Annotated in this window: 10 protein-coding genes; 7 read left to right on the top strand and 3 right to left on the bottom strand. The window is 70.7% G+C overall.

Annotation, left to right across the window (positions count from 1 at the left end):
• Positions 1-6 precede the first annotated feature (6 nt).
• From ACIRG6_RS29120 to ACIRG6_RS29090, 7 genes are all read left to right on the top strand, one after another.
• A complete protein-coding gene (locus tag ACIRG6_RS29120) occupies positions 7-420 on the top strand; it encodes a roadblock/LC7 domain-containing protein (RefSeq protein ID WP_005479910.1) in 414 nt (137 codons plus the stop codon).
• Positions 421-531: 111 nt separating this feature from the next.
• Positions 532-930: a DUF742 domain-containing protein gene (locus tag ACIRG6_RS29115; protein ID WP_003973454.1), complete on the top strand. Its 399-nt coding sequence runs from the start codon at positions 532-534 to the stop codon at positions 928-930.
• The gene (locus tag ACIRG6_RS29110; RefSeq protein WP_161164401.1) at positions 911-1,486 is read left to right on the top strand and encodes a GTP-binding protein; all 576 of its coding nucleotides are present in this window, start codon (positions 911-913) and stop codon (positions 1,484-1,486) included. Before ACIRG6_RS29115 ends, ACIRG6_RS29110 begins: the two co-directional genes overlap by 20 nt.
• Before the next feature lie 402 nt (positions 1,487-1,888).
• Complete coding sequence (locus tag ACIRG6_RS29105) at positions 1,889-5,167, top strand: sensor histidine kinase (RefSeq protein WP_403325002.1); 3,279 nt, start codon at positions 1,889-1,891, stop codon at positions 5,165-5,167.
• Between the two features lie 10 nt (positions 5,168-5,177).
• Positions 5,178-5,591, top strand: a complete 414-nt coding sequence (locus ACIRG6_RS29100; protein WP_004983065.1) for a roadblock/LC7 domain-containing protein — start codon at positions 5,178-5,180, stop codon at positions 5,589-5,591.
• Between the two features lie 94 nt (positions 5,592-5,685).
• On the top strand, positions 5,686-6,258 hold the full coding sequence (locus ACIRG6_RS29095; RefSeq protein WP_239763194.1) for a DUF742 domain-containing protein: 573 nt from the start codon (positions 5,686-5,688) through the stop codon (positions 6,256-6,258).
• Positions 6,239-6,820: a GTP-binding protein gene (locus ACIRG6_RS29090; RefSeq protein WP_026243582.1), complete on the top strand. Its 582-nt coding sequence runs from the start codon at positions 6,239-6,241 to the stop codon at positions 6,818-6,820. The genes ACIRG6_RS29095 and ACIRG6_RS29090 overlap by 20 nt, the downstream gene beginning before the upstream one ends.
• Positions 6,821-7,084: 264 nt before the next feature.
• On the opposite strand, the gene ACIRG6_RS29085 is transcribed toward ACIRG6_RS29090, so the two are convergent.
• From ACIRG6_RS29085 to ACIRG6_RS29075, 3 genes are all read right to left on the bottom strand, one after another.
• Complete coding sequence (locus ACIRG6_RS29085) at positions 7,085-7,282, bottom strand: acyl-CoA carboxylase subunit epsilon (RefSeq protein WP_318214568.1); 198 nt, start codon at positions 7,280-7,282, stop codon at positions 7,085-7,087.
• A 17-nt stretch (positions 7,283-7,299) separates the two neighbouring features.
• Positions 7,300-8,883, bottom strand: a complete 1,584-nt coding sequence (locus ACIRG6_RS29080) for an acyl-CoA carboxylase subunit beta (RefSeq protein WP_364679893.1) — start codon at positions 8,881-8,883, stop codon at positions 7,300-7,302.
• Between the two features lie 154 nt (positions 8,884-9,037).
• On the bottom strand, positions 9,038-11,389 hold the full coding sequence (locus ACIRG6_RS29075) for a polysaccharide lyase 8 family protein (RefSeq protein ID WP_403325045.1): 2,352 nt from the start codon (positions 11,387-11,389) through the stop codon (positions 9,038-9,040).
• Between the last annotated feature and the right edge of the window lie 94 nt (positions 11,390-11,483).

Genomic DNA, 11,483 nt, shown 5'->3' with positions numbered 1-11,483 from the left:
AGCCCGATGAGCCAGGCGGCACAGAACCTCAACTGGTTGATCACGAATTTCGTGGACAACACCCCAGGGGTGTCCCACACCGTCGTCGTGTCCGCCGACGGACTCCTTCTGGCGATGTCGGAAGGCTTCCCGCGCGACCGCGCCGACCAGCTCGCGGCGGTCGCCTCGGGGCTGACCTCGCTGACCGCCGGGGCGTCCCGGATCTTCGAGGGCGGCGACGTGGCCCAGACGGTCGTGGAGATGGAACGCGGGTTCCTCTTCCTCATGTCCGTCTCGGACGGCTCGTCCCTGGCCGTTCTCGCGCACCCGGAGTGCGACATCGGCCTCGTCGGCTACGAGATGGCGCTGCTGGTCGACCGCGCGGGCGCGGTCCTCACCCCGGACCTGCGCGCCGAGCTGCAAGGCAGTCTGCTCCACTGATCGGCCCCGGCACCACCCGTCTCACCAAATCACCGTCCGGCCGCCACAATCCCCCCACCGGCCCCGTCAGACGGCACGACTGACCAACCTGCTGTCCCGCCCGGAGGATTCATGACCCCGCCCACCGCCTCTCATGATCCGTACGCGGAGCCGTACGAGGACGAGGGCGACCAGCCGCTGGTACGTCCTTATGCGATGACCGGCGGCCGGACGAGGCCGCGCTACCAGCTCGCCATCGAGGCGCTGATCAGCACGACGGCCGACCCGGCAGCGCTCATGGGGCTGCTCCCCGAGCACCAGCGCATCTGCCACCTCTGCCGCGAGGTGAAGTCGGTGGCGGAGGTGTCGGCGCTGCTGGCCATGCCGCTGGGTGTGGCCAGGATCCTGGTCGCGGACCTCGCCGAGGCCGGACTCGTCGCCATCCACCAGCCGGGCGGCGACGAGAACAACGGCGGTGCGCCGGACGTGACACTGCTCGAAAGGGTGCTCAGTGGACTTCGCAAGCTCTGACGGAGGCCGGGCGACCACCTCCGCGAAGATCGTGGTGGCCGGCGGCTTCGGCGTCGGCAAGACCACGTTCGTGGGCGCCGTCTCGGAGATCAACCCGCTGCGCACCGAGGCCGTGATGACCTCCGCCAGCGCCGGGATCGACGACCTCACGCACGCCGGGGGCAAGACGACCACCACGGTCGCCATGGACTTCGGCCGCATCACGCTCGACCAGGACCTGATCCTGTACCTGTTCGGCACGCCCGGCCAGGACCGCTTCTGGTTCATGTGGGACGACCTGGTGCGCGGTGCCATCGGCGCGGTCGTCCTGTGCGACACCCGCCGGCTGGCCGACTGCTTCCCGGCGGTGGACTACTTCGAGAACAGCGGTCTGCCGTTCGTCGTCGCGCTCAACGGCTTCGACGGCCAGCAGCCGTACACCCCGGACGAGGTGCGCGAGGCGCTGCAGATCGGACCCGACACCCCGATCATCACCACCGACGCCCGGCACCGGGCCGACGCCAAGAGTGCGCTGATCACGCTGGTGGAGCACGCGCTGATGGCACGGCTGAGGTAGGTCCCGAGGCCGAAAGATCCAAGTCGGCAAGGAACTACGGCAGTTGTCGTAGACGTACCGGAGCCGGCTGTGTCCTTTGACACGGTCGGCTCCGGCGTTCATAACGTTTCGGCAGAGGAATCGGGTGGTACCGACACAGCTCGCGGTCGATCGGTGTCGCTGCGCGCACGAACGCCCCGTCTTTTGACGGGCCTCGCTCTTTATGACCGTTTTATCTAGGGCTTACATCACGTGTAACCCCCTCGTTCCACTGTTTGGAAGAGCGCAGGTCGTCGTGCTGGAATGCGAGAACTGCCCAATGGTCAAAGACGTACTCAGCAGTAGCACGTACTCGATGACGGACTGGGCGCTGATACACAGCGGCACGACGTAGGTGCCGACCGCCGAGAGGTTGTTGGTCGAGTGAGGCGAAGCAAGAGCAGTCCCGAGCCATCGGCCCGGGGCAACTTCACCCCGCCGCCGCGCGCAGCGGCGCCCGCCCCCGTGCCCGCTTCGGAACCTACGGCCGCGCCCGCCCCGAGCGGCGGCCGTTTCTCCCCGCGCAACTGGCGGGTGACCACCCGGCTGAACGCGATCCTCCTCATACCCGTGCTGGTCGGCCTCGTCATGGGCGGCTTCCAGGTGAAGAGCTCGATCGACACCTGGCAGGACGCCAAGGACGCCAAGAACACCGCACTCCTGGTGCGCGCGTCCCTCGGCTACGCCAACGCCCTCTACAACGAGCGCGACATCACCGCCGCGCCGCTGCTGCAGGGCAAGGACGAGAAGGACGAGACCGTCGCCAAGGCCCGCCGGGCCACGGACGAGGCCGCCGACACCTTCGACGAGGCCGCACAGGACATGCCGGGCAAGGCCGGCCTGGAGCGCCGGCTGAAGGTGTTCCGCGAGCAGGAGCCCAAGCTCCAGACGCTGCGCGTGGCCGCCTACACCTCCAAGCTCAAGGGCGTGGAGACCGAAGAGGGTTACACCGGGATCGCCCACCCGCTGATGGAGTTCGCCAACGAGCTCGGCCTGGGCACCGGCAACATCACCTCCTACGGCCGTACCGTCTACGCGATCTCCCTGACCAAGGCGGCGCTCTCGCTGGAGCGCTCCATCGGCATGCACATGCTGGTCAAGCCGGGTCCGGAGCCGAGCCACCTCGCCAGCCAGCGCGTCGCCCTCTCCTCGTACGCCTACCTCGAGCGCATCGCCGTCGAGGAGTACATCGGCGGTGGTACCGAGGCGGACGCGCAGAAGCTCGAGGACGCCGAGGCGAAGCTCAAGGAGGACGGCGCGGCCATGGCCAAGGAGGCCAAGGCCAAGGACCCGGACTACGTGCCGCCGCCGGCCAACCCGACCACCATGATCTCCGAGCTGGCCGGGCTGGACTCCACGGACGCGAGCGCCCGCGCCAAGCTGGCCGGGCATGGCATCACGCCCGAGAACTGGTGGGCGGTCAACACCCTCAAGTTCGACGCCTACGGCAAGATCGAGTCGGACATGGCCGACCGGGCCGTGGACGAGGCCTCCGCCATCGCCGACGACGCCGAGCAGGACGCCTACATCACCGGCGCCGCGGTCGTGATCGCGCTGCTCGCCGCGTTCATCCTGGCCGGCATGGTGGCCCGCCAGATGAGCCGCTCCATGCGCCAGCTGCGCAACGCCGCCTTCGGCATCGCCGAGCAGCGGCTGCCGATGCTGGTCGACCAGCTCTCCCGCACCGACCCCGGCCGGGTCGACACCCGGGTGGCCCCGATCCCGATCAGCTCCACCGACGAGATCGGCGAAGTCGCCCGCGCCTTCGACCAGGTGCACCGCGAGGCGGTCCGGCTCGCCTCCGAGCAGGCCCTGCTGCGGGGCAACATCAACGCGATCTTCACCAACCTGTCGCGCCGCAACCAGTCGCTGATCGAGGGCCAGTTGAGCCTGATCACCGACCTGGAGAACAACGAGGCCGACCCCGACCAGCTGGAGAACCTGTTCCGGCTGGACCACCTCGCCACCCGCATGCGCCGCAACGGCGAGAACCTCCTGGTTCTCGCCGGTGAGGAGCCCGGCCGCCGCTGGGACCAGCCGGTCCCGCTGGTGGACGTGCTGCGCGCGGCCTCCTCCGAGGTGGAGCAGTACGAGCGCATCGAGCTGTCCGGCGTGCCGGAGGCCGAGATCCACGGCCGGGCCGTGACCGACCTCGTGCACCTGCTCGCCGAGCTGCTGGAGAACGCCACCACGTTCTCCTCCCCGCAGACCAAGGTCCGCGTCACCGCGACCCGGCTGCCCGACGGCCGCGTGATGGTCGAGATCCACGACAAGGGCATCGGCCTGACCGCCGAGGACTTCGCGGACATCAACCACAAGCTGGCCAACCCGCCGACCGTGGACGCCGCGATCTCGCAGCGCATGGGCCTGTTCGTGGTCGGCCGGCTGTCCGACCGGCACGGCATCCGGGTCCAGCTGCGCCCCTCCGGCGAGCAGGCGGGCACCACCTCGCTGGTCATGCTCCCGGACGCCATCACCCACGGCGGTGGCGGCGAGCAGCAGCCGCAGCGCGACGAGTTCACCGTCTCGCAGATCATCCCCGAGCAGAACTTCCAGGGCGAGAGCTTCGGCCAGGTCGGCCAGCCCATGCGGACCGCCGCGGAACTGGGCTTCGACGACAGCCGCTACACCGAGGTCCCCGACGACATCCGCGAGCTCGACCCCGTCGGCCGCTCCCTGATGCGCGAGGAACGCCGTGCGGCCCTGGAGGCCCAGGCGCAGCCCGAGCTGCCCGGACCGGCGGACTCCGACGGCCACGAGCGCGCCGAGGCGGCCGGGTACCCGGACCAGTTCACCGGGCAGCAGCCGGTCTACGGCCAGGGCCAGGGCGGTTACCAGGAGCAACAGACCGGCGCGTACGACCAGCAGTCGGCGTACGCCGATCAGCAGCAGGCGTACGAGGAGCCGCAGCAGGCGTCGTACGAGGAGCAGTACTACGCGCCGAACGGCGGCCTGCCCCAGGGCGACGGCTACGCGCCGAACGGCGGCTACGCCGACCCCTCCTACGCGCAGCCGGGCCCGAACGGGCACCAGCCGGCCGGATCCGGCGCCCAGGAGCCCTACTCGGCCTTCGAGCAGCGGCGCTACCAGGACGACTGGCCCCAGCAGGACGGCTACCGGAACGGCTACCAGGACCAGTACCCTGCGGAAGCCCCCGAGGCGGAATCCGCGCAGGCCGCTGACGTGGCCGACGCGGACCGCGTAGGCTTCGACCGTCCGGGACCGGCCCCCTCCGCCGCCCACCGGCTCACCGACGCCGGCCTTCCGCGCCGCGGTTCCACCGCGAGCGGCCCCGGCGACGCAAGGCCCGTGGACCACGAGGCACCGGCTTCGGCGCCGGCGGCGGGCGGCCCCGGCGACTGGCGCTCGGCCAACGACGAGCGCTGGCAGCAGGCCTCACAGCTGCGCAAGCCGAAGGCGGGCGGGGTGACCTCCTCCGGCCTGCCGCGGCGGGTTCCCAAGGCCAACCTGGTCGAGGGCGCCGCCGAAACCACTCCCCAGGGGGGCCCACAGGTCTCCCGCGCCCCGGAGGACGTCCGGGGCAGGCTGAGCAACCTGCGACGCGGTGTGCAACGTGGCCGCACCGCAGGCAGTGAAACGAACGGCCAGGACACAAGGAATGAACACCGTGGTCCTGACAGCACCTACAACCAGGAGCGTTAGTGTGAGCCCGATGAGCCAGGCGGCACAGAACCTGAACTGGTTGATCACCAACTTCGTGGACAACACCCCGGGGGTGTCCCACACGGTGGTGGTCTCCGCCGACGGACTCCTTCTGGCGATGTCCGAAGGGTTCCCGCGCGACCGCGCCGACCAGCTCGCGGCCGTCGCCTCCGGTCTGACCTCGCTGACCGCCGGTGCCTCGCGCATCTTCGAGGGCGGCAGCGTGAACCAGACGGTTGTGGAGATGGAGCGGGGATTCCTCTTCATCATGTCCATCTCCGACGGTTCCTCGCTCGCGGTTCTCGCACACCCGGAGGCGGACATCGGCCTCATTGGGTACGAGATGGCCCTTCTGGTGGACCGTGCCGGCACGGTCCTGACGCCCGATCTGCGGGCCGAGCTCCAGGGCAGCCTTCTCAACTAAAGGACAGACGGTGCGTTTTGGCGTCCCGTGGCCGTAAAGTTTCGGGACGCGGCTCCACAGTGATGGGTGCCAGGCACAGTCGGAGGAGGAGAAAGTGGCAACACCCCCAGGCGGTCCGTCTTCGGGCAACTGGTCGTACGGCCCTGCGCAGGGCCAGAACGACGGCTCGGCGAACGGGTACGGCTTCCCCTCCGCCCCGAGCCACCGGCAGCCGTACGCGCCGCAGGGCCCCGGCCCTTCGCCGTACGACCAGCCGCACGCTCCGCGCATCCAGCCCGTGCAGCCGCAGCGCCGCACCCCTGAGCCGGCGCCCGCGGGCGCGTCGAACAACCCCCTGGTGCGTCCGTACGCCATGACGGGCGGCCGCACCAGGCCGCGGTACCAGCTCGCCATCGAGGCACTGGTGCACACCACCGCGCAGCCGCACCAGATGCAGGGCCAGCTGCCCGAGCATCAGCGGATCTGCAACCTCTGCCGGGAGATCAAGTCGGTGGCCGAGATCTCGGCCCTGCTGACGATCCCTCTCGGCGTGGCCAGGATCCTCGTCGCCGACTTGGCGGAGGCGGGCCTGGTCGCCATCCATCAGCCCGGCGGCGACGAGAACGCCGGCGGCCAGCCAGACGTGACACTGCTCGAAAGGGTGCTCAGTGGACTTCGCAAGCTCTAGCGGAGGGCCTTCCCGCTCCACCACGTCCGCGAAGATCGTGGTGGCGGGCGGTTTCGGCGTGGGCAAGACCACGTTCGTCGGCGCCGTCTCGGAGATCAACCCGCTGCGCACAGAGGCCGTGATGACATCCGCGTCCGCGGGCATCGACGACCTCACCCACACGGGGGACAAGACGACCACCACGGTCGCCATGGACTTCGGCCGCATCACGCTCGACCAGGACCTGATCCTGTACCTGTTCGGCACGCCCGGCCAGGACCGCTTCTGGTTCATGTGGGACGACCTGGTGCGGGGCGCCATCGGCGCGGTCGTGCTGGTCGACACGAGGCGTCTGGCCGACTGCTTCCCGGCCGTCGACTACTTCGAGAACTCCGGGCTGCCGTTCGTCATCGCCCTCAACGGGTTCGACGGGCAGCAGCCGTACAACCCGGACGAGGTCCGGGAGGCGCTGCAGATCGGTCCCGACACGCCGATCATCACGACGGACGCTCGGCACCGGGCCGACGCGAAGTCGACGCTGATCACTCTCGTGGAGCACGCGCTGATGGCGCGCCTCCGCTAGACCCCGGCGCGCGCCTGCGGGACGTCCCGGCGCCGTCCTGCGTCTCTGCCGCCTGAGGGGCGGCACGGGTGGGCGCAGGCGGCACCCCGTTACGCCGGGTTGCGACATGCCCCCTGCGGCCACTGGGCTGCCGGGGGCTGTTGTGTGCCGGGTGCGGGTGCTTCGTGGCTGGTCGCGCAGTTCCCCGCGCCCCTGGGGGGTTGTCCCTGGGGACGTTGCGAAGAGGCCCCCTCCTGGTGGAGGGGGCCTCTTCGTGGTCGGGGGTCAGCGCCAGCTGTGCGGGGCTCGGAAGCCCGGCTCGCGCTCCAGACGGCGCCAGCCCGCGCGGACGCGGCCACCGCCGTGGGTCGGGGCGATCTCGACGGGGCGGGCGGCGGCGCGGGCCACCAGGAGGGCCGTGATGGCGGCGACCTCCTCGGGCCCGGCGGTGCCCTTTTCGACGCGGATGTCGGGAGTGGTCATGGGAGTGGCTCCTCGGGTCACTGCGGCGGGTTGCCGTGTTTGCGGGAGGGCAGGTCGGCGTGCTTGGTGTGGAGCATCGCCAGGGAGCGGATGAGGACCTCGCGGGTCTCGGCGGGGTCGATGACGTCGTCCACGAGGCCGCGTTCGGCCGCGTAGTAGGGGTGCATCAGCTCGGTCTTGTACTCCTTGACCATGCGGGCCCGCATGGCCTCGGGGTCCTCGGCCTCGGCGATCTGGCGGCGGAAGATGACGTTGGCCGCGCCCTCGGCGCCCATGACGGCGATCTCGTTGGTCGGCCACGCGTAGGTCAGGTCGGCGCCGATGGACTGGGAGTCCATGACGATGTAGGCGCCGCCGTAGGCCTTGCGCAGGATCAGCGAGATCCGGGGCACGGTCGCGTTGCAGTAGGCGTAGAGGAGTTTGGCGCCGTGGCGGATGATGCCGCCGTGCTCCTGGTCGACGCCCGGCAGGAAGCCGGGCACGTCGAGGAAGGTGACGATGGGGATGTTGAAGGCGTCGCACATCTGCACGAACCGGGCGGCCTTCTCGCTCGCCTCGATGTCCAGGACGCCGGCCAGGGCCTGCGGCTGGTTGGCGACGATGCCGACGACCTGCCCGTCCAGGCGGGCCAGCGCGCAGATGATGTTGCGGGCCCAGCGCTCGTGGACCTCGAGGTACTCGCCGTCGTCGACGATCTCCTCGATCACCTTGGTCATGTCGTAGGGCCGGTTGCCGTCCGCCGGGACGAGGTCGAGCAGGACGTCGGAGCGGCGGTCGGCGGGGTCGGCCGAGGCGGTCTGCGGCGGGTTCTCGCGGTTGTTCTGCGGCAGCATCGACAGGAGGTAGCGCACCTCGGCGATGCAGGTCTCCTCGTCGTCGTAGGCGAAGTGGCACACCCCGGAGGTCTCGGCGTGCACGTCGGCGCCGCCCAGCCCGTTCTGGGTGATCTCCTCGCCGGTGACCGCCTTGACCACGTCCGGGCCGGTGATGAACATCTGCGAGGTGTCACGGACCATGAACACGAAGTCCGTCAGCGCCGGGCTGTAGGCCGCGCCGCCCGCGCACGGGCCGAGCATCACCGAGATCTGCGGGATGACCCCCGACGCCCTGGTGTTGCGCTGGAAGATGCCGCCGTAGCCGGCCAGCGCGCTGACACCCTCCTGGATCCGGGCACCGGCACCGTCGTTGAGGGAGACCAGCGGCGCACCGGCCGCGATGGCCATGTCCATGATCTTGTGGATCTTCGTGGCGTGGGCCTCGCCCAGCGCACCCCCGAAGATGCGGAAGTCGTGCGCGTAGACGAAGACCGTACGGCCCTCCACCGTGCCCCAGCCGGTGATCACACCGTCCGTGTACGGCTTCTTGGCCTCCAGGCCGAAACCGGTCGCCCGGTGCCGGCGCAACTGCTCGACCTCCCGGAAAGAACCCGGGTCCACGAGCAGCTCGATCCGCTCACGCGCCGTCAGCTTGCCCTTGGCGTGCTGCGCCGCCGTCGCCTTCTCGCTCGGCCCGGCCAGCGCCAGGGCACGGATCTCGTGCAGTTCGGCTACTCGCCCGCGCGCGTCCGTCGGCTCACCCGGCGCCTCATCCAAAACGGTCATGTAGCGACTCTACGAAGCGGACCGAGGAAAGCGAGCCGTCGACTCCGTACAGTCTCCGACGTGTTTTCCTGGTACCACTGAACAGAACCTGGAGAACATGCAGCCGTTTCGACTGCTCAGAGGGCCTGGGCCTTGTAGGGGTCGTACAAAGCCGTCAGCTGAGAGTCACCTCACATTCGTGGGTGGTACATACCACCCCTGGAGTGACACGGAGGTGCAGTCGGCGGCCGGTGGACACGATCCCGACCGTCTCGTCGGCCCTCACGACGCCCCGCACCGGATGGTCCCAGACGATCTCCAGGGGCGCGCCCGTGCGCGGCGGCTCGCTCACGCAGAGCGTAGCGGTACGGCCCCGGCGGCGGACCAGCACGCTCGCCCCCGCCGTCGCGGTGAGCGGACCGGCCGTGCCGGGCTGCCAGAAGTTCGCCGCCGTCAGGCCCAGCGAGGGTACGGCGACGGCCTGGCACCGGCCGTCGTTGGCGAGGACCGTCATCCATCCGCGGTCGGCGGCGCGTCCGGCGACCGTCCGGCGGGAGGCCCCCGGCATGACGACGTAGACGTACCCGGCGCCGTCGGGGTCCGTGCCGTGGTCCAGCCAGAGCGTCTGCCAGCGGCGGGTGCGGCGCTCGGTGGTGCTGGTGGTGTTGATGTCCGACCAGGCGCCGGTGCGGTCCTCTCGCAGGGTCCGCAGGCCGCCGTCGGGCACGATCCAGCCCCCGTGGCCCTCCAGGTGGGCCCAGTCCCGGCCGCGGGTGAGGGCCCCGGTGCCGCCCTCCCCGAGGTTGCGGTTGTCGACGACCGTCTCGACGGGGACGCCGTCCGCGCAGGTGATGCCGGCGCCCAGGCAGACCACGGCGTCGGCGAGGAAGTACCAGGACTTGCGGGCTTCGAGGGTGGAGCCGAGCCCCTTGAGGTGCTGGCCGACGGCGGCGTACTCGCCGTCGGTCGCCCCGCCGACCCAGCGCACGTCGGGCTTGGGCTCGCCCCACTCGCCGCCCGCCCGGTCGGGGAGCCGCCGGGTGGAGACGGTGGTGCCGGGCAGGCGGTACCAGTCGACGGTCGGCCAGAACCAGTCGGTGTACTGGTCGGACCGGCTTCCGTCGGCCCACCAGGTGAGCATCCCGGAGCCCGTGTGCCAGCCGCGGGGGTTCTCGCCGTTGCCGCACTCGTAGTGGGCGATGCGGTCGCTTGCCATGGCGAGGCCCGCGGTGAAAGCGGGCCGGCGGTGGACGGCGCGGTCCATGGCGGCGTAGAGGTGGTGTCCGGTGGGCTCGGGCGCGGCCTCGACGGGCGCGTCGGCGATGGCCCGCAGCCGGGCCAGGTCGGCCACTCCGAACTGGGGTGCGGTGAGGACGGGCGTGACGGTGTCGCGTGCGATCCAGCCCTTGATCCGCGCGTGCCAGCGGTCGCACTCGGCCTCGCTCGCGCCGCCCGCGAGGACCGCCATGGCCGCGATGAGCTGCTGCCCGTGGAAGTGGTCGCTGCGCATGACGTGCAGGTCGTCGCTCGCGAGGTAACCGCGGCTGATGGCGCGCCCGTTGACGCCGTCCATGACCAGCCCGTCGTGGATGAGCGGCGCGTAGGCGCGCTCGACGCTGTCGAGGACGGTCTGCCTGCCCGGATCGGTGACCTCCCACTCCGATCCGGCGAGCAGGGCGAACAGGCGGCCCAGCCCGTCCAGCATGACCTGGCCGTACGTTCCCGAGTAGGCGACCCAGGTGTGCTGGACGAACGACCCGTCGGCGTAGAGGCCGTCGCCCTCGGTGACGTACGGGAAGACGGGCGAGAGGGCATCGCGGGCGAGGGCGATCTTGGCCGGGGCGCGGCCCAGGATGCCGCGCAGGGCGACGGATCGGCACAGGTCGACGCGGTTGGCGCCGGTGGAGGTGCCGGTGTAGTCGCCGAGCATGGTGTCGGGGACGAAGTGGTCGACGGCGGCGCAGGCCGCGGTGACGCGCTCGGGGCCGAGGTGGTCGTACAGGGCGGCCGCGATGTCCATGAGCAGGCGCGGGCTGCCGATCTGCCACTCCCACCAGTTGCCGTAGCGGGTGGTGGCGGGGTGGTAGACGGTGGCGGAGAGGTGGTCGAGGCCGCGCAGGACGTCGGCGAGAAGGGCCGCGTCGCCGGTGGATCCGGTGCCTTGCTGTACGTACGCCTGCGTCATGGTCCACAGCCGGCCGTAGCCGAAGGTGATGCCGGCGGGCGGGTCGAAGGAGTGGCCGGGCCAGAGTGACGTGGGGGTGGGCGCCATGGTGGCGCGGAAGGCGCGGGCGCGTGCGCCGGTCTCGGCGAGGCGCGAGGCGTACGGTTCGGCGGCCGGGTCGTAGCCGGTGCCGAGGGCGATGTCGAGCCAGCGTCGCCGGAGCGTGGCGTAGGCGTCGTCGGCGGCTGCGGCGGGGGCGGTGAGCGCCGGGGGGAGGCCGGCGGCCAGGGCCGCGGCGAGCAGGACGGTGCGTCGGGTGGGAGAGGCGGGGGTCCGGTGCGCGCGGTGCCACGGAGAGGTCATGCTCATGCCGTCTATCACGTCCCCGACTGACGGGGAAGCACGCCGTGCGTGGTGATCCTTCCGAGAAACATCGCGGATGATGTTGAAGATTGAA

The organism is Streptomyces flaveolus (assembly GCF_044765825.1).
Taxonomy (GTDB): Bacteria; Actinomycetota; Actinomycetes; order Streptomycetales; family Streptomycetaceae; genus Streptomyces; species Streptomyces flaveolus.
The sequence above is the reverse complement of the archived record's forward strand: the minus strand, read 5'-3'. Positions and strand labels throughout refer to the sequence as shown.